The 19,548-nt window shown below is 51.6% G+C and carries 22 protein-coding genes; 8 read left to right on the top strand and 14 right to left on the bottom strand.

Features of this window, described 5'->3' with window-relative positions; translation table 11 throughout:
- Positions 1-41: 41 nt before the first annotated feature.
- A complete protein-coding gene (nfuA, locus tag ACJ8W9_RS08035) occupies positions 42-620 on the bottom strand; it encodes a Fe-S biogenesis protein NfuA (RefSeq protein ID WP_034733883.1) in 579 nt (192 codons plus the stop codon).
- 143 nt (positions 621-763) lie between these two features.
- Between nfuA and ACJ8W9_RS08040 the strand changes: the two genes are divergently transcribed.
- Complete coding sequence (locus ACJ8W9_RS08040; RefSeq protein WP_411359941.1) at positions 764-3,382, top strand: M14 family metallopeptidase; 2,619 nt, start codon at positions 764-766, stop codon at positions 3,380-3,382.
- 9 nt (positions 3,383-3,391) lie between these two features.
- Here the strand turns inward: ACJ8W9_RS08040 and ACJ8W9_RS08045 are convergent, their stop codons facing one another.
- On the bottom strand, positions 3,392-4,093 hold the full coding sequence (locus tag ACJ8W9_RS08045; protein WP_411359939.1) for a ComF family protein: 702 nt from the start codon (positions 4,091-4,093) through the stop codon (positions 3,392-3,394).
- Positions 4,094-4,126: 33 nt separating this feature from the next.
- Between ACJ8W9_RS08045 and bioH the strand changes: the two genes are divergently transcribed.
- On the top strand, positions 4,127-4,909 hold the full coding sequence (gene bioH / locus ACJ8W9_RS08050) for a pimeloyl-ACP methyl ester esterase BioH (protein ID WP_411359937.1): 783 nt from the start codon (positions 4,127-4,129) through the stop codon (positions 4,907-4,909).
- On the opposite strand, the gene mutM is transcribed toward bioH, so the two are convergent.
- The gene (gene mutM, locus ACJ8W9_RS08055) at positions 4,906-5,721 is read right to left on the bottom strand and encodes a bifunctional DNA-formamidopyrimidine glycosylase/DNA-(apurinic or apyrimidinic site) lyase (protein WP_411360804.1); all 816 of its coding nucleotides are present in this window, start codon (positions 5,719-5,721) and stop codon (positions 4,906-4,908) included. The two genes, bioH and mutM, sit on opposite strands and share 4 nt — an antisense overlap.
- Positions 5,722-5,796: 75 nt before the next feature.
- Here mutM and ACJ8W9_RS08060 point away from each other — a divergent pair, with 75 nt between their 5' ends.
- The gene (locus ACJ8W9_RS08060; protein WP_411360805.1) at positions 5,797-6,453 is read left to right on the top strand and encodes a 2OG-Fe(II) oxygenase; all 657 of its coding nucleotides are present in this window, start codon (positions 5,797-5,799) and stop codon (positions 6,451-6,453) included.
- A 73-nt stretch (positions 6,454-6,526) separates the two neighbouring features.
- Here ACJ8W9_RS08060 and rpmG read toward each other — a convergent pair whose 3' ends face one another.
- From rpmG to radC, 3 genes are all read right to left on the bottom strand, one after another.
- On the bottom strand, positions 6,527-6,682 hold the full coding sequence (rpmG, locus tag ACJ8W9_RS08065) for a 50S ribosomal protein L33 (RefSeq protein ID WP_034733875.1): 156 nt from the start codon (positions 6,680-6,682) through the stop codon (positions 6,527-6,529).
- A gap of 11 nt (positions 6,683-6,693) precedes the next feature.
- Positions 6,694-6,930, bottom strand: coding sequence for a 50S ribosomal protein L28 (gene rpmB, locus ACJ8W9_RS08070; RefSeq protein ID WP_034733872.1), 237 nt, complete (start codon positions 6,928-6,930; stop codon positions 6,694-6,696).
- Positions 6,931-7,090: 160 nt separating this feature from the next.
- Positions 7,091-7,768 (bottom strand): RadC family protein, encoded by a 678-nt coding sequence (gene radC / locus ACJ8W9_RS08075; protein ID WP_411359932.1) that lies wholly within the window; start codon positions 7,766-7,768, stop codon positions 7,091-7,093.
- A 183-nt stretch (positions 7,769-7,951) separates the two neighbouring features.
- Between radC and coaBC the strand changes: the two genes are divergently transcribed.
- Positions 7,952-9,184, top strand: a complete 1,233-nt coding sequence (gene coaBC, locus ACJ8W9_RS08080) for a bifunctional phosphopantothenoylcysteine decarboxylase/phosphopantothenate--cysteine ligase CoaBC (protein ID WP_411360806.1) — start codon at positions 7,952-7,954, stop codon at positions 9,182-9,184.
- A 14-nt stretch (positions 9,185-9,198) separates the two neighbouring features.
- Positions 9,199-9,783: a nucleoid occlusion factor SlmA gene (gene slmA / locus ACJ8W9_RS08085; protein ID WP_411359928.1), complete on the top strand. Its 585-nt coding sequence runs from the start codon at positions 9,199-9,201 to the stop codon at positions 9,781-9,783.
- On the opposite strand, the gene gpsA is transcribed toward slmA, so the two are convergent.
- Genes gpsA through ACJ8W9_RS08100 form a run of 3 tightly spaced genes read right to left on the bottom strand, consistent with a single transcriptional unit; the run spans position 9,775 to position 11,775 of the window.
- Entirely contained in the window at positions 9,775-10,776 is a 1,002-nt protein-coding gene (gene gpsA / locus ACJ8W9_RS08090; protein ID WP_411359926.1) for an NAD(P)H-dependent glycerol-3-phosphate dehydrogenase, read from the bottom strand. The two genes, slmA and gpsA, sit on opposite strands and share 9 nt — an antisense overlap.
- A gap of 24 nt (positions 10,777-10,800) precedes the next feature.
- Positions 10,801-11,310, bottom strand: coding sequence for a protein-export chaperone SecB (gene secB / locus ACJ8W9_RS08095; RefSeq protein WP_411359925.1), 510 nt, complete (start codon positions 11,308-11,310; stop codon positions 10,801-10,803).
- A gap of 36 nt (positions 11,311-11,346) precedes the next feature.
- The gene (locus ACJ8W9_RS08100) at positions 11,347-11,775 is read right to left on the bottom strand and encodes a rhodanese-like domain-containing protein (RefSeq protein WP_411359923.1); all 429 of its coding nucleotides are present in this window, start codon (positions 11,773-11,775) and stop codon (positions 11,347-11,349) included.
- Positions 11,776-11,960: 185 nt separating this feature from the next.
- Between ACJ8W9_RS08100 and gpmI the strand changes: the two genes are divergently transcribed.
- The 3 genes from gpmI to ACJ8W9_RS08115 are packed head-to-tail and all read left to right on the top strand — an operon-like array spanning position 11,961 to position 15,399.
- Positions 11,961-13,496, top strand: coding sequence for a 2,3-bisphosphoglycerate-independent phosphoglycerate mutase (gpmI, locus tag ACJ8W9_RS08105; protein ID WP_411359921.1), 1,536 nt, complete (start codon positions 11,961-11,963; stop codon positions 13,494-13,496).
- An 8-nt stretch (positions 13,497-13,504) separates the two neighbouring features.
- Positions 13,505-14,644 (top strand): murein hydrolase activator EnvC family protein, encoded by a 1,140-nt coding sequence (locus ACJ8W9_RS08110; protein ID WP_411359920.1) that lies wholly within the window; start codon positions 13,505-13,507, stop codon positions 14,642-14,644.
- Complete coding sequence (locus tag ACJ8W9_RS08115) at positions 14,644-15,399, top strand: divergent polysaccharide deacetylase family protein (RefSeq protein ID WP_411359919.1); 756 nt, start codon at positions 14,644-14,646, stop codon at positions 15,397-15,399. The genes ACJ8W9_RS08110 and ACJ8W9_RS08115 overlap by 1 nt, the downstream gene beginning before the upstream one ends.
- Here the strand turns inward: ACJ8W9_RS08115 and ACJ8W9_RS08120 are convergent.
- The 5 genes from ACJ8W9_RS08120 to ftsY form a co-directional block, all read right to left on the bottom strand.
- On the bottom strand, positions 15,362-15,613 hold the full coding sequence (locus ACJ8W9_RS08120) for a YkgJ family cysteine cluster protein (protein WP_411359917.1): 252 nt from the start codon (positions 15,611-15,613) through the stop codon (positions 15,362-15,364). The genes ACJ8W9_RS08115 and ACJ8W9_RS08120 overlap by 38 nt on opposite strands.
- Positions 15,614-15,616: 3 nt before the next feature.
- Complete coding sequence (rpoH, locus tag ACJ8W9_RS08125) at positions 15,617-16,483, bottom strand: RNA polymerase sigma factor RpoH (RefSeq protein WP_411359916.1); 867 nt, start codon at positions 16,481-16,483, stop codon at positions 15,617-15,619.
- A gap of 161 nt (positions 16,484-16,644) precedes the next feature.
- A complete protein-coding gene (ftsX, locus tag ACJ8W9_RS08130) occupies positions 16,645-17,625 on the bottom strand; it encodes a permease-like cell division protein FtsX (protein WP_411359915.1) in 981 nt (326 codons plus the stop codon).
- On the bottom strand, positions 17,622-18,299 hold the full coding sequence (gene ftsE, locus ACJ8W9_RS08135) for a cell division ATP-binding protein FtsE (protein ID WP_411359913.1): 678 nt from the start codon (positions 18,297-18,299) through the stop codon (positions 17,622-17,624). The genes ftsX and ftsE overlap by 4 nt, the downstream gene beginning before the upstream one ends.
- On the bottom strand, positions 18,296-19,507 hold the full coding sequence (gene ftsY / locus ACJ8W9_RS08140) for a signal recognition particle-docking protein FtsY (protein ID WP_411360807.1): 1,212 nt from the start codon (positions 19,505-19,507) through the stop codon (positions 18,296-18,298). Before ftsY ends, ftsE begins: the two co-directional genes overlap by 4 nt.
- Positions 19,508-19,548 lie beyond the last annotated feature (41 nt).

Raw genomic sequence — 19,548 nt, forward strand, 5'->3', positions numbered from 1 at the left:
GATCACTTTTTACTTATACAACTTCCGATCTTTACATTCGATTAATAGTACGAATGTTCACCAGGCTGGTGCTCGGTAACGTCCTTAACGCCTTTTAATTCGCTAGGGAAACGTTGTAACAACTCTTTCTCGATACCTTCTTTGAGCGTCACATCAACCATACTACAACCATTACAACCTCCACCAAATTGTAAGATGGCAAAACCGTCATCAGTGATTTGATTCACTGCAACGCGACCGCCATGGTTGGCAAGTTGTGGGTTGATCTCTGCTTGAATAACGTACTCAACACGTTCGATCAGCGGTGCATCGTCAGCAACTTTACGCGCTTTGGCGTTAGGTGCTTTCAAGGTCAGCTGCGAGCCAAGTTCTTGTTCTTCAAAATCAATCACGGCGTCTTGCAAAAACGGTGCACTACCAGAGTCCACCACTGCGTCAAAGCCAGAAAATGGCAATACTTCATCATCTGGTTCAACAGAATCTGGCGGACAATAAGACACGCCACACTCTGCAGTAGGGGTACCCGGGTTCACCACAAACACACGGATATTCGTGTTATCCGGTTGTTCGGCAAGTAATTTGCGAAAATGCGCTTGAGCGCTTTCTGTAATACGAATCATGGGCTAACCACCTCACTCCTATACTTGAGTAATTTAGTAAGGTATATCTTATCGCAAAAATCGGTCATTGCATAGTAAGCTGCTTGGGTGAAAGCCAGCATTTTGCTAGGTTAAAGCGATAATAATTCACTTAGGACTTCACTATGCGTTTGATAAAACAGCTTTTCGTTGCTTTGCTGCTGGTGACAACCAGCGCCAGCGCAGCAAAACTCTCGCTGGCAGATTATTTGCCGCAAGACGTCACTTATGATCCAAGCATCCCAACTCCAGAAGAAGTGTTGGGGTATCAGGTTGGTGAATGGCATGTGCGCCATGACCAACTGGTCCGCTACATGGAAATCCTCGCCGAAAAGAGTGATCGTTTTAGTCTTGAATACACTGGGCGCACCCACCAACAGCGTCCTTTATTGTTGATCACGGTCACCACACCGGAGAATCATCAGAATATTGACGCTCTGCGTGATGCGCATTTAGCCATTGCTGATCCTAATCGCGATGGTGACCCAGAAACTGCACCATTAGTGCTGTATATGGGCTATAGCATTCATGGTGATGAGCCCAGCGGCAGTAACTCAGCCTTACTATACGCATATTACTTAGCGGCGGCACAAGGCGAGAAAATCGAAGCCGTGTTGCGTGACTCGATTATTCTGCTCGATCCCAGCTTCAACCCAGACGGTTTAGCGCGTTTTGCCACTTGGGCTAATCAGCACCGCAGTCAAAACCTGGTCAGCGATCCGCAGCACCGCGAGCACGTGCAAGGCACGCCACGCGGCCGCGTCAACCATTACTGGTTTGACTTGAACCGTGACTGGTTGTTGTTGCAACACCCTGAGTCGCGGGCACGCATCGTGAACTTCCAGAAGTGGAAACCAAACGTGCTTACTGACTTCCATGAAATGGGAACTGATAGCACCTTCTTCTTCCAGCCGGGAATTCCGACGCGGCGAAACCCAAACACGCCTGAAGAAAACGTCACACTGACCGCCAAGCTCGCTGAAGGTCATGCTGCGGCGCTCGATGAGCAAGGTCGTTTGTACTTTACCGAAGAAGCCTTCGATGACTTTTATGTCGGTAAAGGCTCAACCTACCCAGACGTACAAGGTGCGATTGGCATTCTGTTTGAACAAGCTTCAAGCCGTGGTCATGCGCAAGATTCAATTAATGGTTTGCTGGAATTCCCATTCACCATTCAAAACCAATTCACCACGTCATTGACGACCATGTATGGTGCCCATGAGAACAAATCAGCGTTCTTAGATTATCAACAGCGCTTCTTCGACAACGCCATTGAAGCTGCTGGCGATGCAGACTTCCGTGGCTATCTGTTTGGTGATGAAACTGACCCAGCGCGCGTTGAGGGATTGTTGGAAATCCTGCGTCAGCATGAAGTCCAAGTGTACCCATTGACCGCTGAAGTTGAAGAAAATGGCCTAACCTTTAAACCTGGTAGTAGCTATTTCGTGCCGCTCGAACAACCGCAATACCGTTTGATTCGTGCGATGTTCTCGACGCAGCAAAGCTTCCGCGACAACACCTTTTATGATGTCTCGGGTTGGACTCTGCCCCTCGCATTTAACCTGAAATTCGCGCCAACCGATGCGCGTGTTCGTTACAGTGATGCAACTGCACAAGCAGCCACCAATGCACCGGTCAGTCTTGCGACAAATGCCGTTGCCTATGGCTTTGACTGGCACCACTACTTTGCCCCACGGGCATTGCAAGAACTCACCGAAGCCGGCGTCCATGTGCGTCAAGCCGATCAAGCATTTACCGCCAATGTGGTTGACGGTCAACATGCATTTGACCCAGGTGCTGTGGTTGTCACCCGTGCTTATCAAGAAAAACCATGGCAAGAAGTGCAAGCACTCGTACAAGAGATCACTGAACGCAATGGTCTTGCGGTACACAGTATTGCCTCTGGCTTAACCCCGGAAGGTATGGACTTAGGCAGTCGTAACCTGCGCCCGGTAGAGCCGGTAAGCGTGATGATGCTGGTCGGTGATGGCGTCAACATGTACGAAAATGGTGAGGCTTGGTACTACCTCGATCGTCATGTTGGCATTCCAGTCAGCATGATTGACAGCGATCGTTTCAGCCGCATTGATTTGAGCCGCTACACCCACATTCTGTTAGTCGATGGCAGCTATTACACACTCAACGACAGCAGTGTTTCGCGCCTGAAAGATTGGGTCCGTGACGGTGGTACTGTGATCGGTCAGCAAGGCGGCGCGAAATGGCTTGCGGAGCAAGAAATACTCGCCGCTAGTTTTGTTGGCGATGACGTCTTTGCCGAAAAATTTGATAGCAGCGCACTCAGCTACGCAGACCGCGATAGCTATTACGGCAAACGTCGTGTCGCCGGTGCGATTTTCGGGGTGGACTTAGATACTAGTCACCCGATGACGTTTGGCTTCCCGCGCAATACGCTGCCAGTCTTTAAAGACAGCTTGAATGCGATGGAAGTACCGGAGTCACCGTTTGTCACTGTTGCCCGCTATCAAGAAGAACCCCTGCTAAGCGGTTATGCTGCGAAGGAAAACCGTGAAGTGATGGCTGGTAAAGCAGCGCTTGTAGCACACCGTTACGGTGGCGGTCGTGTTATCGGTTTAGCTGATGACGTTAACTTCCGTGCGTTCTTCTGGGGCAGCGCTAAGTTGCTCAGCAACGCTATCTTCATGGCGCCTGCCATCAATGCTTTTGCTAATGGCGACGAAGATGCCGCAGCAGCGGCGGCAGAAGCTGAAGAAGCAGCGCACTAAGCGTTAGCGTCACTCAACCTGTCCTGGCGCGTGCGGCTCGTTAAAACACAAAGCCCACGCGTCAACTACTGTAGCCCCGCGGCGGAGCAACGCCGCAGTGGCTGCTGTCATCGAAGCCCCAGTACTGATCACATCATCAACAACTGCCACGGTAAGCCCTTCGACTGAGCGCGTGCAGTGTAAACTTTCTACCATATTTTGCCAGCGTGCTTGGCGCCCTAACTGATGCTGCTTGGCCTCGTCATGTAAGCGCCGCAGCATTCCTGCGGCAAAGGGTAGTTGTAGCAACTCGGCGACCTCCTGTGCCAATAGCGCAGCTTGGTTATAGCCACGTTGCCGCCAACGTGCGCGGCTCATCGGCATGGCTACCACTAAATCAGGCCACGCAGCCCCTTGCTGTCGATAACAGGCTTGCAGTTGTGCCGCCAAAATCGGCGCTAACCAATGGACTAAATCAGGTCGCCGACGAAATTTAAAATCCTGCACCAGTTGGCGACTGTCAGCCTGCCACGCTAACGCCGCAAACCAATGTCGCCCTAGGGCTTGCGCCTGCGCCGGAGCACGCCAATGCACGCAGCTTGGCGGCAACCGCGGTAAATCGCTATAGCAAGTGCGACAAAATCCTAAGCGCTCGTGCGCCAATAACGGCTCGGCACAGAGCCAACAACAGGCAAGTGGCAGCTTGGCAAGAACTTGAGGCAGGGTTACCATGAGCTTTTCCTTAAGCAGTGGTGAGGACCTTTTATGGTAGGCAAAGTTTGGACCGACGTCAGTGGGAGCGGAGCGGATATTGTTGTACTCCACGGCTGGGGACTCAATGGTCTGATTTGGACGCCAGTGAGCGACGCATTAAGCCAGCTGGGGCGCCTAACGCGCATGGATCTGCCCGGTTATGGCGATTCCTTATGGCCTGATGGCGTCGCGCTAGAGTTCAGTGAATTATGTAGCCAAACGCTCGCGGCACTGCCAGAACGTTGCCATTTAATCGGTTGGTCGCTGGGCGGTTTGGTGGCCACCCAAATTGCTTTGCAGGCACCGGAGCGAGTACAGAGTCTCACCACTGTGGCCTCGTCGCCTTACTTCCCTGCGCAGGAACCCGATTGGCCCGGTATCGAGCCGTCAGTGCTGAGTCAATTCGGTAAACAGTTGAGTAAGGATTTTCGCCGTACTGTGGAGCGTTTCTTAGCGCTACAGTCACTCGGTAGTCCGCACGCCAAAGCCGATGTAAAAGCGATCAAGGAATGGTTATTTAGCAAACCGATGGCGCCGGTAGAGGTGCTCGACGCCGGTTTAGATATGCTCGCACAAGTCGATTTGCGCGCACAGTTATCACGTTTGCAGATGCCATTTTTCCGTATCTATGGACGCCTTGACGCGCTCGTACCCGCGCAGGTCGTCACCCAAGTTGATGCTTTAGCGCCGCAGAGTCGCAGTTACCTTGCGCCTCGCTGCAGTCACGCCCCCTTTATCAGCGACCCAGACGGCTTCATTAGCGCTTGGCAGGGCTTTTATGCCACGCTTGACTAGCGCTGGCACTGCTTACAATAAACGGTACTACGTTGGCCTAGGCGAATTTCGCTGAGTTCTGTTTTGCAGACCATGCATTGCTTACCACCACGTCCATAGACGTTGAGGTGCTGTTTGAAATACCCAGGTTGGCCATCGGCTTGAGTGAAATCCTGTAAGGTGGTGCCACCTTGCGCGATAGCCGCAATGAGTGTTTCTTTGATAATCGGCACTAAACGCTGATAACGCGCTAGACTCACTCGACTGGCTGCGCGTTTCGGATGAATACCGGCCTTAAACAAAGCCTCATTGGCGTAAATATTGCCAACCCCCACCACCACATGATTATCCATAATAAAGGTCTTCACGGCTTGCTGCTTACCTTGCGCTTTGGCATGTAAATAGCTGGCAGTAAAAGCTTCCGTCAAGGGTTCCGGTCCCAGTTCGACCAGCAGCGGATGCGCAACACTCGGATGCTCTGCAGAATAAAGCACACAACCAAAACGGCGCGGATCATTGAAGCGTAAACACTGCCCGTTGGTTAAGGTTAAGTCGAAATGATCATGCTTTACCACCAAGCTATCGCGCGGCACCACGCGCAACTTGCCAGACATACCCAAGTGCAAGATCAAATACCCCTTGTCAGTATGCAAAATCAAATATTTCGCGCGCCGTTCAACGGTCTGAATCAAAGCGCCCTCAAGCAATTCCACCTCGCTCGGAATAGGCCAGCGTAAGCGGCGATCCCGCACCACGATCTGGGCAATTTGCTGCCCTTCCAAATGCGGCGCTATGCCTAGCCGACTGACTTCAACTTCAGGTAATTCTGGCATCTCGTTTCTCTTGTGTTTACGATTGAATCACTCTATATTCGCGCGGTTTCGTTCTCAACCTTGACCTAGATAATCATGCTCGATGCTGCACTAACGCTTACAGTTCAAGATTTTGCGACTGACGCTATCGATCTCGATCGATTGGCGGAGCAAGGCTACGTGATTGTACCTAAGTTCTTGGCGTCCGAACAATGTCACGAACTCTATCAGTATGCCACCCAGTTAGCCCCGCAAGATTGGCAACAGGCGGGTATTGGCCGCGCCGATCAATACACCACCAATTCCGCTGTACGCCAAGACAAAATCCGTTGGTTACAGCGCGAAGCGCCGTATGAGAACGCCTATCTGCGGATGATGGATCAGCTTCGACTGCAGATTAACCGCTACTTATTTATGGGTTTGTTCGATTACGAATGTCATTTAGCCCATTACCCACCAGGCGCGTTCTATCGGAAGCACTTAGATGCCTTTAAAGGGCGCAGCAATCGCATTCTGACGACGGTGTTTTATCTGAATCCAGAATGGACCGAGGCCGACGGTGGCCAACTCGTGATTTACGGTGACCGTGGTCAGGTGCTTGAAACAGTCTTACCTGAAGCGGGTAAGCTTGTGGTTTTTCTAAGTGACGTATTTGTGCATGAAGTGCTTGCCGGCCAACGCGACCGCTACAGCATTACCGGTTGGTATCGTCTCAACGCGAGTATCGGCGGTATTGTCGACCCCACCCGCTAAAATGACCTCGCGACAGCCAATAAAAAAACCCAGCCGAAGCTGGGTTTTTTATGCTTTAAGCAAACGAAATCGATTACTTGATTTTCGCTTCTTTAAACATCACATGCTTGCGAACAACTGGATCAAATTTCTTGATCTCAAATTTTTCTGGCATGTTACGCTTGTTCTTGTCGGTAGTGTAGAAGTAACCAGTACCGGCAGAAGAAACTAAACGAATTTTATCGCGCATGGTACTGCTCCTTACACTTTAACGCCACGTGCGCGCAAATCTGCAAGCACAGTGTCGATACCGTTTTTATCAATAATACGCATACCTTTAGTAGAGATACGCAGCTTCACCCAACGCTTTTCTGATTCTACCCAGAAGCGGTGAGATTGTAGGTTCGGCAGGAAACGACGCTTGGTCGCATTGCGCGCGTGTGAACGGTTATTACCGGTAACCGGACGCTTTCCTGTAACTTGACATACTCGTGACATCGTTTATTTACTCCAAAAATTGCTTACAAGCTCGCCTGTCGCCCATCGCGGCCTTGCCTTGAATCCGAGGGCGCATTTTATACAGTAAACCGGCTCGGTAATCAAGAGATCAGCGTTATTTTTTGATCTTTTTGATCGTTCAGATGGTGGCGCTACTCTACTACAACAGCCCGCGTTCGGCAAATGAAACTGGCGCTCCGCTGCCAATGACAAAGTGATCCAGCAAGGCGACGTCGATCATATTCAAGGCTTTTTTCAAGCGCTCCGTGACGCGTTGATCTGCTTGACTGGGTTCAGCAACACCAGAGGGGTGATTATGCGCCAAAATGACGGCGGCAGCGTTATGTTGCATCACCAATTTAATAATCTCACGTGGGTACACGGGTGCCGCATTGATCGTGCCTTGAAATAACTCAACGTATTTAAGCAGGCGGTGCTGGCTATCGAGTAAGAGCACCACAAATACTTCGCGCTGCTGATGGCGCAGTTGTGCCGTCAGATAATCCCCAACCATCGATGGTTGAGTAAAACCTTCGGAACGCTTAAGTTGCCACGCCAAATAACGCCGTGACATTTCCATAATAACTTGCAGCTGCATGACTCGAGCCGGGCCTAACCCCGGTTGCTCGAGCAGTAACGCAGCAGGTGCGCCGAGCATGCCGCCAATGCCATCAAAAGCATTGAGTAGCTCACGGGCGTAAGTCACCACATCCTTGCCACGAACACCTGTACCCAACATAATCGCTAGTAGTTCAGCATCGCTCAGTGCTGCAACTCCTAACTCCGCCATTTTCTCGCGGGGCCGTTCTTGTAACGGCCATTCCTTCACACTTGCCATCCCTGTGCTCCTTGGTCTAGTTACTTAGCGCAGTCTAACATCAGCGCAGCACATAAATGGGGGGTGGCTCGGGGTATGGCAGCTGCTGAAAATCTAAGCAATTGCACTGCGCTTACAAGTTTAAGAGTGCGTAAAGAAGTGTTTTCGTGCTAATGTTAAGCACATGATTGGTGAGGACTTACTATGACTGAAACCCTATCCAAAACGCTCGCTGGCCGTCATGTTCTGGTCGCCGTGAGTGGCGGTATTGCGGCTTATAAGAGCCCCGAACTAGTGCGCCGTTTGCGTGATCTTGGTGCGGTCGTGCGTGTGGTTATGACCAAAGGCGCACAAGCTTTTATTACCCCGCTGACGATGCAAGCCGTTTCTGGCCATCCAACCCACCACGATCTGCTCGACCCTGCTGCAGAGGCAGCAATGGGGCACATTGAGCTGGCAAAGTGGGCTGATGTGATCATCGTGGCGCCCGCCAGCGCCAACACCCTCGCCCGCCTTGCCCATGGTTTTGCTGATGATCTTCTGAGCACTCTATGCCTAGCAACCACGGCACCGATCATGTTGGCGCCGGCAATGAATCAACAAATGTGGTCGGCACCTGCGGTGCAAGCCAATTTGCAATTGCTTGAGCAACGCGGTTTTCACCTACTTGAGCCCGACAGCGGAGCACAAGCCTGTGGCGATGTCGGTGCTGGCCGTATGCCCGAACCACTAGCACTGCGCGATGCGGTGGTCGAATTGTTGGCACCGAGTGATGCTCCTTTACGCGGGCAACATTTGGTCATCACAGCCGGCCCCACCCGCGAACCTATTGACCCGGTGCGCTACCTGAGCAATCACAGCTCCGGCAAGATGGGTTATGCACTTGCGGCGCAAGCCAAGCGGTTGGGCGCTGAGGTGACCCTAGTTTCTGGTCCTACACAATTGATGCCACCAGCGGGCGTGCGCACGTTGCAAGTTGAAACCGCTGGTGAAATGCTTGCTGCTGTTGAAAGCGTGGTTGAAAATGCCGACGTATTTATTGCTTGTGCGGCCGTGGCTGACTATCGCCTTGCCGCAGTGGCGCCGCAAAAGCTAAAAAAACAGCATGAGAACATGCAGCTCGAACTAGTGCGTAATCCTGACATTCTTGCCACGGTCGCAGCACGCCAGAATCCACCGTTGTGTGTTGGCTTTGCCGCCGAAACCCAAGATGTCGCACACTATGCTGCCGACAAATTAAAGCGTAAAAAGCTCAGTATGATTGCCGCGAACGATGTCAGCGACACTAGCATCGGCTTTAACAGCGACAGCAATGCCATGACCTTGTTCTGGCAAGACGCCAACGGCACGCTGCAGCAACGAGCACTGGAGCGCGCTAGCAAAGCGCAAATCGCCGAGCAAATCTTACGCCAACTTACCGTATTACAATCCCGATAAGAGAGTCACTGCAAATGACCGAGAAGAAACCGAACCGCAAGGAACAGATCCTTAGCACCCTAGCGCAAATGCTTGAAACCAGTCCGGGTCAGCGCATCACCACCAAAAGCTTGGCAGCCGAGCTGGGCGTTTCCGAAGCTGCGCTCTACCGCCACTTTCCGTCGAAGGCGCGGATGTTTGAAGGCTTGATTGAATTCACTGAAGAAGCGGTACTGGGTAACATCAACAAGGTACTTGAAGCAGAAAAAGATACCTTGCGGCGCTGCCAAATGATTTTGGTGGTGGTGCTCACCTTTGTGGAACGCAACCCTGGTATTACGCGGATTCTTACCGGTGACGCGCTGATGGGTGAGCATGATCGGTTACGTTCACGAGTGCAAAATCTATTTGGCAAAATCGAAGCGAATTTGAAACAAGCTCTGCGCGAACGGCGCTTACGTGAAAACGTGCAAACACGCTTAGATGAAGGGGTATTGGCGAATCTACTGATGGCCTATGCCGATGGCAAAATCGCGCAGTTTGTCCGCTCTGAATTTAAACAAGCACCAACGCAAGAATTCGACGCGCAATGGCAAACCATCGCGCACCAATTACTCTGATTTACGAGCCCGGCTCAGCAGGTTTATAGCAGCCTGCTGAGGCGTGGTATCACCGTAGAGCACATCGTAAATCTGCTCGCAAATCGGCATCTCCACACCATGACGCCGTGCTAACAGCACCACTTCTTTGGTGTTGCGATAGCCTTCAATTGCCTGACCGATATCTTGCATCGCTTGCTCAACGCTTTTCCCCTGCCCCAAGGCAAGCCCAAAGCGGCGATTCCGCGACTGATTGTCGGTACAAGTAAGAATTAAGTCACCTAAACCTGCCATCCCGGTAAAGGTTTCAGGTTTGGCACCGAGTTCGAGACCTAATCGCGTTAATTCGGCCAACCCTCGCGTGATCAAGGCCGTGCGTGCGTTCGCACCAAAGCCAATACCATCGGCCATACCGGCACCAATGGCAATGACGTTTTTGACGACACCGCCAAGTTGCACGCCGATAAAATCGTCATTGGTATAAACTCGGAAGGTCCGGTCACAATGCAATAAATCCGACAGTTCCTGCACGAAGTTCTCATCGGTCGATGACATAGAAATCGCCGTCGGCAGGCCTTTGGCCATTTCCATCGCAAAAGTGGGGCCTGAAAGCACCGCTAACGCATGGCCGGCACCGAGAATTTCCTCGGCCACCTCGAATAACAACCGCCCTGTATCAGGTTCGAGTCCTTTGGTCGCCCATGCCACTCGCGCGTCAGCTGGCATCAATGGTTTAATGTCATGCAGCACTTGAGCGAAACCACCACTTGGCACCACCACCACAATGTTACGAGCATCGGTCACTGCGGCAGCAAGGTCACTGGTAACGGTAAGGTTTTCTGGTAACGGAATGCCCGGCAGGTAACGCTTGTTCTCGCGTTGTTGGGCCATTGCATCGATTTGCTCGGCGTCGCGCCCCCATAAACATACTGGGGTGCCTTTACGCGCAAAGCAAAGTGCTAGGGCGGTTCCGTAAGAACCGGCGCCTAGCACAGTGACTTGTGTATCACGCATTATAGAGTGCGTTCTACCCGACGCTTAAGCGTCAGTTTGCTGCTGTTCAGCTTGCTGCTGTTGACGCTGTTGCACGTGTTGTGCGAATACGGCGTCGAAGTTCACTGGAGCAAGGTTCAACTGCGGGAAGGTTGCACGGCTTACTAAGCTCGACAAGCACTCACGCGCATATGGGAAGAGAATGTTCGGACAGAATGCGCCAAGCAATTGCGCACGTTGTGCTTCTTCCAGAGAATCTGCAACCGTGAAGATACCTGCTTGGTGAACTTCAGCTAGGAATGCAACTTCGCCAGCAACTTTGTTCGTTGCAGTGATTTTCAAAACAACTTCGTAGGTGTTGTCTTCCAATTTAGTGTTCTTAACGTTCAGGTCAAGACCCAACTCTGGTTGCCACTCTTTGCGGAAAATATCAGGTGCATTTGGCGATTCGAAAGACACATCTTTGGTGTAGATGCGTTGGATTGCGAATGCTTGTTGCTGTTGTTCAGTTGCTTCGCCTTGGGCAGCGCCATTTACTTGCTGTTCGTCAGCCATGTTGTTACTTCCTATTCTTCAAATTGAAATCAATGATTATTTTTTAACTAGCGGGAAACTTGCGCCCTGCCAGGCAGAAATTCCACCCTGTAATACGGCAACGTTTTCGTAGCCCGCTTTGAACAGCTGGTTCGCAGCTGCTTTTGCGGTCATGCCGGTTGCACATACCACCACGATGGGGGCTGATTTATATTTATCAAGTGCAGCCGTGTCATTTTTCCGGATCCGCTCAGCAGGGAGATTCATTGAGCCTTGAACGTGACCTTTACGGTATTCGTCTACCGAGCGAATATCGACAAACAGACCGTTATTGCGATCCACCAGCAAAGTCGCTTGCTGCGGTGGCAGTGCCTTCACTTTCGAAGTGGCTGATTGCAACGTGGTAACTATGATGGCAATAAGCAACACAACCCAAAGGATGCTCATCAAATAATGTTCGGCGGCAAAAGCAAGGATTTGCTCCATGACGGCTCACTACTCCTACTGAAAAAATCAAGCACAAGAGTATACCTTCTGAAATGGCAGTTACCAGTAAAATTTGGCGGCAATTCGCCCGACGGCGGGTGCGTTGCGATAGAAAATCGCATAAACTAGAGGCGAATCAATCACAACCTTTCATGCACCACGAGCAACGAAGTTGAGGATGTTACATGGCAAAGCCACATACTCCCCTAGCGCTACTGATTTTGGACGGCTGGGGTCATCGCGAAGCAGCTGACGACAATGCCATTGCAGCTGCCCATACACCGAATATGGATGCGCTATGGCAACAGTGTCCACATACGCTGGTCGACGGATCAGGGATGGCGGTAGGTCTGCCTAAAGGGCAAATGGGTAACTCCGAAGTGGGTCACGTCAATTTAGGCGCTGGCCGGGTGGTGTATCAAGATTTCACGCGCATTAGCAAAGCCATTGCCGATGGCGATTTCTTCACTAATCCAACCTTGACTGCCGCGGTAGACCAAGCGATTGCCGGCGAAAAAGCCGTGCATATTATGGGCTTGCTCTCTCCAGGCGGAGTGCACAGCCATGAAGACCATTTATTGGCAATGGTCGAGCTCGCCGCGCAACGCGGTGCCAAAGCTGTTTATGTACACGGCTTTTTAGATGGTCGTGACACTGCACCGCGTTCGGCCAAGCCCACCATCGAACGCTTCGAGCAACTGTTTAGTAAACTCGGCGTCGGTCGCTTCGCTAGTTTATGTGGTCGTTACTATGCGATGGACCGCGACAAGCGCTGGGATCGTGTTGAGCAAGCGTGGCAATTATTGGTTGATGGACAAGCGCCTTATACGGCGCCAAGTGCCGGGGTGGGTTTAGCGCAGGCTTATGAGCGCGACGAAAGCGATGAGTTCGTGAAACCCACGCGCATCGGCGATGGCGCGCCTATCGCTGACGGTGATGCGGTTATTTTCATGAATTTCCGTGCGGATCGCGCGCGCGAACTCAGTCATGCCTTCATTACGCCTGATTTTGACGGCTTTAAAGCGGCACGTCGACCGCAGTTAGCAGCCTTTGTGTCACTGACTGAATACGCGAAAGATATTCACAGTAATGTTGCCTTTCCGCCTGAAGATTTGCAAAACGTGATGGGTGAATGGCTCGCTAAGCAAGGTTATTCACAGTTACGGATTTCCGAAACGGAAAAATATGCGCATGTGACATTTTTCTTCAGTGGTGGCCGCGAACAAGAATTCGATGGCGAAACGCGCGTCTTGGTCAACTCACCGCAGGTTGCCACCTATGATCTGCAACCCGAAATGAGCAGCGTGGAGCTGACCGACAAGTTGGTGGCAGCCATCGAGAGCGGGCAACACGATGTCATCATCTGTAATTATCCGAACGGGGATATGGTTGGCCATACCGGCAACTTCGAGGCTGCGGTAAAAGCTGTTGAGGCGGTTGATACTGCTATTGGACGGGTGGTGGACGCACTGCGTAAAGTCGGTGGTGAATGCCTGATCACTGCTGACCACGGCAACGCCGAACAAATGCAGGATCATGGCACCGGACAAGCCCATACCGCCCATACTAGCGAACTCGTACCCTTTATTTATGTGGGTCGTGAGGCCACCGCGCGTGACGGTGGCATCTTGTCAGATGTCGCACCAACGATGCTGCATCTACTGGGTTTACCACAACCTGCGGAAATGACCGGCAAACCCATTGTGACTGTGCACGAATGAGCCAACTAATGCGTCTTTTTGTCTTGCTATTGTGCGGTTGCTGGCTGCTCCAGCCGAGTATCAGCCATGCCTGGCAAACCAGCCAAGAAGACGCGGCAGCAACGCAAGCGCGCATTGATGCCATTGCTCGCGAGTTGCAACGGCGGCAATCGGCGATGCAACAGCGGGCGAAACAATTGAGTCTCACCGAACGTGAACTGCAACAGCTAGAAACCCAAATGGGAGCAGTTGCCAGTGAACTCGCCACGACGCAACAACAACTGCGCACCACCAATGCTGAGATTAATGACCTGCTGCAACAGCAGCAAGAGTTAGAAGCCGAGCAAGCGCAACAGGCCAAATGGCTTGGCGAGCAGCTCGACCGAGCTTACCGTATCGGTGAGCACGATTTCTTAAAACTTGTCCTCAACCAAGAAAACCCTGCCGAGTTTGAGCGCTTACATGGCTACTACGGCTACTTCAACCGAGCTCGATTGGTCAAACTTGAAGAACTGCAAACAACCCAAGCTGAGCTTGAACAGGTGCGCGTCGACCTAGACAGCGCACGGCAACAACTGGTCGCCCAAGAAGCCGAGCAGAAGCGCCAGCAAGGAATCTTGCTAGAGCAGCAAAAAGAACAAAAAGCCTTAGTGCGACGACTCAATCAAGAGCAACGTGAAGACCAGAGTCGCATTGCGGAATTAGAGCGCGATCAACAAGAGCTTGAAGAAGTGCTTGCAGCCATTATTGCAGCCTTACGCGACGAGCCTCAACTCAACGGTTTAGCTGAGCTCAAGGGTAAAATGAGCTGGCCAGTGAATGGCCAAGTGCAACGGCTTTTTGGCCGTGTCCGCAGCGGCACCGTGAAGTGGAAAGGTGTGACCATTGAAGCAGCGACTGGCAGTGCCATTAACGCAATTGCCGATGGTCGGGTGATTTATGCGAATTGGATGCGCGGTTACGGTCTTTTGCTGGTCCTTGATCATGGTAATGGTTACATGAGCCTGTACGGTCACAACCAAACCATTTTGCCCGCAGTCGGCGATGTCGTGCGCCGTGGCGAGGAGATCGCTCGCGTTGGACAAAGTGGCGGTCGCGAAACACCGGGTTTGTATTTTGAAATCCGCGCCGATGGTCAGCCGGTGAACCCAACGCAATGGTGCCGTTGATGCTGCCGTTAATGCTACGTAGTGCTGCTGTTTTACTGAGTTTACTGCTGGTACCAACGGTGCTGGGCCAACCGCGCATTGCGATTGTTATCGATGATCTAGGACACCATGTCGACCATCATGCGTTTACCGAGCTAGAGCTTCCCGTCACGCTAGCGATCATGCCCTTTACCAGGCAAGCTGAAGCGCTGGCTGCTGCCGCCAATAACCATGCCCATGAAGTCGTCATTCACATGCCGATGCAACGTGAACAGCATGATGTGCAGGAACAAGGGGTGTTAGATCGCTTTGATAGCAAAGCACAGTTTATTGCTACGCTCGCCGCAGCATTTTCGCGCTTACCGAATGCGAAGGGACTCAATAACCACCAAGGCAGTCAAATGACCGCAGCAGCGGAGCAGATGAACTGGTTGATGGCGGAGTTACGGCAGCGAGGGCTATATTTTCTCGACAGCCGCACCACTGCCGCTACCATTGCTGAACAAACCGCTCAACAATGGAGCATCCCCACTAATCGCCGCCATGTCTTTCTTGACAACGAACCAACGTTAGAAGCGATTGAGGCCCAATGGCAACGTGCTGTATTGATCGCGCAAAACCAAGGCTACGCCATCGTTATTGGACATCCGTACGAGGTTACGTTGGAGTTCTTACAACAACTACAAGCAGCATCGGTACAGGCAGTAGAATTAGTGTATCTGTCGGCGCTGGTGAGTGTTAACTCGTCTCCTGCTCCAAGCGCGTCAACAGAATAAGCGCTTCAGCGCGGTCATAGCCGCAAACGTCTCGACTAGCAGTAAAATCAGCACACACTTGGGGCCGATCTGGATGCGTGAAGATGCCACACAGATTATTTTCGGTCAGGTGAATACAACGAATGCCAGCCGGTTTCCCTGCTGGCATTCCTGGTATCGGTGAAGTGATAGACGGTGCGATACAACATGCACCGCATCCGACTCGACAGTCCACGGCTTACGCCATGGCCGCGCGCAGTTTCTTCATCGCATTGGCTTCAAGTTGACGTACCCGCTCCGCAGACACTTGATATTTGTCTGCAAGTTCTTGCAAGGTGGTTTTGTTTTCCTCGTCTAACCAACGCGCACGCACGATGTCTTGACTGCGCTCATCCAACGTCTTAATTGCCGAGAGCAAGCGCAACTGGGTGTGTTCTTGCCACTGCTCTTGCTCAACTTCTTCAGCTAAGTCAGAACGTTTGTCTTCCAAATATTGCGCTGGAGAATAGGTGCTACCCTCACGCGCATCATCATCGTCAGAGCTGAGTTCAAAGGCTTGGTCATGGGCGCTCATGCGCGCTTCCATTTCCATCACTTCTTTGGTGCTCACACCTAAGGTTTCTGCGACGGTATTAACTTCGTCTTGCGTAAACCAACCCAAACGCTTTTTCATTTTGCGCAGATTGAAGAACAATTTACGCTGCGCTTTAGTGGTCGCAACTTTGACCATGCGCCAGTTTTTCAGCACATACTCATGAATTTCTGCTTTGATCCAATGCACCGCGAATGACACCAAGCGTACGCCAACCGATGGGTCGAAACGACGCACGGCTTTCATCAAACCGATGTTACCTTCTTGGATCAGGTCAGCTTGTGGTAAGCCATAACCTGAATAACTACGCGCCACATGGACCACGAAACGCAAATGCGACATGATCAGCTGGCGTGCAGCTTCTAAATCATCTTCTTCGGTTAACCGTACTGCCAAACTGTGTTCTTCTTCAGCAGTAAGCATCGGAATGCGGTTGACCGACTGAATATAGGCCTCAAGACTGCCGCTACTCTGCGGTACCGCTAGTGCCATACTTGTCATATCAGTGCTCATGCAACAACATCCTCTCTTTGCTAGTGACTGCGGTCTCTGGATTGCTTTTGCAGCCACTGATTCAGACCCATTTTGGCCCGAAAAGTTCCCTCATTCTAGCAAATCTGACGCTGCTGACAACGGGATCCTCGTGATCTTCATAAAACTTACATGGGGACAATTTATTGCGGTTCAATAGCGGTAACGTGTTTTCTTACCGCAATATAGGAACCTACCAAGCCGAGTCCCACGGCAATACCCCAAACCACTGCCATTTCCGTCAGATTAAGCCCGGTTAGGGTAAATTGGCTATCGTACAGCTCGGCAATATCGCGTACCGCACCAGACAGCCACATGATGAGTACGGCCGTAGCCAGCCAAGTGATCACCCCACCGACCAAGCCATACCAAATGCCGGTGTAGAGAAACGGGCGCTGAATATACGCGTCGGTCGCACCGACTAACTTCATCACCATAATTTCATCGCGCTTGCTGCTAATATTCAAACGAATGGTATTACCGACAATCAGCACAACCGCGACACAGAGCAACAGCGCCAGCGCCAAAAACGCATCACGAACGAGGTCCACGATCGCCGTGAAACGCTCTAACCAGTCAACATCAAGACGTGCTTGTTCAACTTCGCGTTCTTGCTCAAGCTGTTGCAGTAATTGTTGAGCGGCAGCAGCGCTGCGATAATTCTCGCGCGGAATCACCCGCAACACATCTGGTAAGGGATTCTCTTGGAGCGTGTCGAGGGCATCACCAAAGCCTGATCGAGCACGAAAATCAGCAAGCCCTTGCCGCTTATCAATCAGTGTCGCCGACTCAATCTCCGGCGATAAATCAATACGCTTAGCAAAAGTTTGTACTTCTTGCGCAGTTAAGTCTTTGTGCAAAAACAACGTGATTTCTGAAGCTTGTTGAAAATCTGCGCCTACATTATCGGTATTCTTCACAATCACATAGAGTGTGGCTGGCAAAGTTAAGCTCAGTCCCAACACCGCCATGGTCATCAAAGAGGCGAATGGATAACGGGCTAACTGACCGAGGCTACCGACTGCCTGTTGCGCATGGTGGACAAAAAACATGAAAAAGCGGCGCACGCCAGAGATTTTAACTTGTTGTGCCCCTTGTTGGCGCGAACGGAACAGTACACTCATAGCGCCTCCTCGGTCAGGCCATCACTAATCATGCGCCCTTCTTTGAGGGTCAAGGTGCGATAACGTAAGCGCGCAATCAAGCTCAAATCATGGGTAGCAATCAGCACAGAAACGCCAACGCGGTTGAATTCTTCGAACAGTTTGATGATTTCGGCGGAAAGTTTCGGATCGAGATTACCTGTGGGTTCATCGGCCAACAATAGCGGCGGTTTGTTGACCACGGCGCGGGCAATCCCAACCCGTTGTTGCTCCCCCCCCGACAGCATATGCGGGTAATGGCGAATTTTATCGCTCAAACCGACCTTATCGAGTGCCGCCTGCACGCGCTTGCGGGCTTCCGCAAGGCTATAGCCCTCAATCATCAATGGCAAAGCCACGTTATCGAACACGGTGCGGTCCATGAGTAAGCGGTGATCCTGAAAAATCATGCCGATATCACGGCGAGCATAAGCAATTTGCTTACGTTGAATACGTTTTAAATCGTGACCATTGATCAACACACGACCGGCGGTAGGTCGCTCCATCAAGCTAATCAGTTTCAGTACGGTACTTTTACCTGCCCCTGAGTGACCAGTTAAAAACGCCATTTCACCCGGCTCCACATCAAAACTAACGTTATTGAGTGCTTTAAAACCGCCGGGATAGACCTTACTGACTTGCTCGAATTTAATCATGGTGCGTTAGGTTCCTCAATCGCCCGTTGAAACAACGCTTGCACAAAGGGCTTCGCCGCAAATGGACGAAGGTCATCTAAGCCTTCACCGACACCGATGTAGCGAATGGGTAAGTTGAACTGATCGGCGATGGCGAAAATTACCCCACCCTTGGCTGTACCATCTAATTTGGTCAAGGTAATACCACTTACGCCCACTGCTTCGGTGAACAGCTTGGCTTGGCTAATGGCATTTTGCCCAGTGCCCGCATCAAGCGTCAACATCACTTCATGTGGCGCGGTTTCATCGAGTTTTTTCATGACCCGCACCACTTTCTTCAATTCATCCATCAAGTGCGCTTTATTCTGCAAGCGCCCAGCAGTATCGGCAATCAGCACGTCAACGCCACGGGCTTTGGCCGCGGCAACCGCGTCATAAATCACCGATGCGCTGTCTGCTCCAGTGTGCTGGGCGACCACCGGAATATCATTGCGCTCACCCCACACTTGCAATTGCTCGACCGCGGCTGCACGGAAGGTATCGCCCGCTGCCAGCATGACTGACTTACCTTGACGTTTAAACTGCTGTGCCATTTTGCCAATGGTGGTGGTTTTACCGACGCCGTTCACGCCAACCATCAAAATCACATAAGGACCTTGTTGATCCGTCGGAATCGTCAACGGTTGCTCGACTTCTTGCAAGATTTCGACCATGTCGTCTTGCAACAATTGATAGAGCGTTTCTGCATCTTTCAACTGGCGACGGTTAGCCTGTTCCGTCAAGCGCTCAACGATTTTCAGCGTGGTCGGCACACCGATGTCGGCAGTTAATAGCTGAGTTTCTAGCTCTTCGAATAACTCGTCATCGATCTTTTTGTCTTTGAAAATGCCCCACAGGCCGTCGCCAATGGCGCTAGATGTTTTTTTTAAGCCACTGGTGAGGCGTTGCCACAAGCTTGGTTTCGCTTGCTCCTTAGTTTGTTTCGCACGGCTTTCGGCGGTCACTTGCGCACAAATTTCGGTCGCGTCGGGAGCTACCGTTTCAGCCACTGATGGCGGCTCTTCGGGTAACGCTTCGTTTGGCTCTGCTTGCGGCTCGGTTACATCTTCAGGAATCGGTTCGTTAACAGGATTTTCGTTAACAAACGCCTGCTCATCGCGCTGTTCGTTTTGCTCTGGCGTTTGTTCGTCTTTTTTAAACAAGCGCGAAAAAAATGATCCTTTAGCCATACTGCCTATACCTTTGGAAGTTCATTACCAGTCAGTTTACA

This window comes from Pseudidiomarina salilacus, assembly GCF_047323925.1.
Lineage (GTDB): Bacteria > Pseudomonadota > Gammaproteobacteria > Enterobacterales > Alteromonadaceae > Pseudidiomarina > Pseudidiomarina salilacus.

What these genes read in the sequence shown, in the direction of transcription:
- nfuA (WP_034733883.1), bottom strand. Translation starts at nt 620, where the DNA reads ATGATTCGTATTACAGAAAGCGCTCAAGCGCATTTTCGCAAATTACTT.
- ACJ8W9_RS08040 (WP_411359941.1), top strand. Translation starts at nt 764, where the DNA reads ATGCGTTTGATAAAACAGCTTTTCGTTGCTTTGCTGCTGGTGACAACC.
- ACJ8W9_RS08045 (WP_411359939.1), bottom strand. Translation starts at nt 4,093, where the DNA reads ATGGTAACCCTGCCTCAAGTTCTTGCCAAGCTGCCACTTGCCTGTTGT.
- bioH (WP_411359937.1), top strand. Translation starts at nt 4,127, where the DNA reads ATGGTAGGCAAAGTTTGGACCGACGTCAGTGGGAGCGGAGCGGATATT.
- mutM (WP_411360804.1), bottom strand. Translation starts at nt 5,721, where the DNA reads ATGCCAGAATTACCTGAAGTTGAAGTCAGTCGGCTAGGCATAGCGCCG.
- ACJ8W9_RS08060 (WP_411360805.1), top strand. Translation starts at nt 5,797, where the DNA reads ATGCTCGATGCTGCACTAACGCTTACAGTTCAAGATTTTGCGACTGAC.
- rpmG (WP_034733875.1), bottom strand. Translation starts at nt 6,682, where the DNA reads ATGCGCGATAAAATTCGTTTAGTTTCTTCTGCCGGTACTGGTTACTTC.
- rpmB (WP_034733872.1), bottom strand. Translation starts at nt 6,930, where the DNA reads ATGTCACGAGTATGTCAAGTTACAGGAAAGCGTCCGGTTACCGGTAAT.
- radC (WP_411359932.1), bottom strand. Translation starts at nt 7,768, where the DNA reads ATGGCAAGTGTGAAGGAATGGCCGTTACAAGAACGGCCCCGCGAGAAA.
- coaBC (WP_411360806.1), top strand. Translation starts at nt 7,952, where the DNA reads ATGACTGAAACCCTATCCAAAACGCTCGCTGGCCGTCATGTTCTGGTC.
- slmA (WP_411359928.1), top strand. Translation starts at nt 9,199, where the DNA reads ATGACCGAGAAGAAACCGAACCGCAAGGAACAGATCCTTAGCACCCTA.
- gpsA (WP_411359926.1), bottom strand. Translation starts at nt 10,776, where the DNA reads ATGCGTGATACACAAGTCACTGTGCTAGGCGCCGGTTCTTACGGAACC.
- secB (WP_411359925.1), bottom strand. Translation starts at nt 11,310, where the DNA reads ATGGCTGACGAACAGCAAGTAAATGGCGCTGCCCAAGGCGAAGCAACT.
- ACJ8W9_RS08100 (WP_411359923.1), bottom strand. Translation starts at nt 11,775, where the DNA reads ATGGAGCAAATCCTTGCTTTTGCCGCCGAACATTATTTGATGAGCATC.
- gpmI (WP_411359921.1), top strand. Translation starts at nt 11,961, where the DNA reads ATGGCAAAGCCACATACTCCCCTAGCGCTACTGATTTTGGACGGCTGG.
- ACJ8W9_RS08110 (WP_411359920.1), top strand. Translation starts at nt 13,505, where the DNA reads ATGCGTCTTTTTGTCTTGCTATTGTGCGGTTGCTGGCTGCTCCAGCCG.
- ACJ8W9_RS08115 (WP_411359919.1), top strand. Translation starts at nt 14,644, where the DNA reads ATGCTGCCGTTAATGCTACGTAGTGCTGCTGTTTTACTGAGTTTACTG.
- rpoH (WP_411359916.1), bottom strand. Translation starts at nt 16,483, where the DNA reads ATGAGCACTGATATGACAAGTATGGCACTAGCGGTACCGCAGAGTAGC.
- ftsX (WP_411359915.1), bottom strand. Translation starts at nt 17,625, where the DNA reads ATGAGTGTACTGTTCCGTTCGCGCCAACAAGGGGCACAACAAGTTAAA.
- ftsE (WP_411359913.1), bottom strand. Translation starts at nt 18,299, where the DNA reads ATGATTAAATTCGAGCAAGTCAGTAAGGTCTATCCCGGCGGTTTTAAA.
- ftsY (WP_411360807.1), bottom strand. Translation starts at nt 19,507, where the DNA reads ATGGCTAAAGGATCATTTTTTTCGCGCTTGTTTAAAAAAGACGAACAA.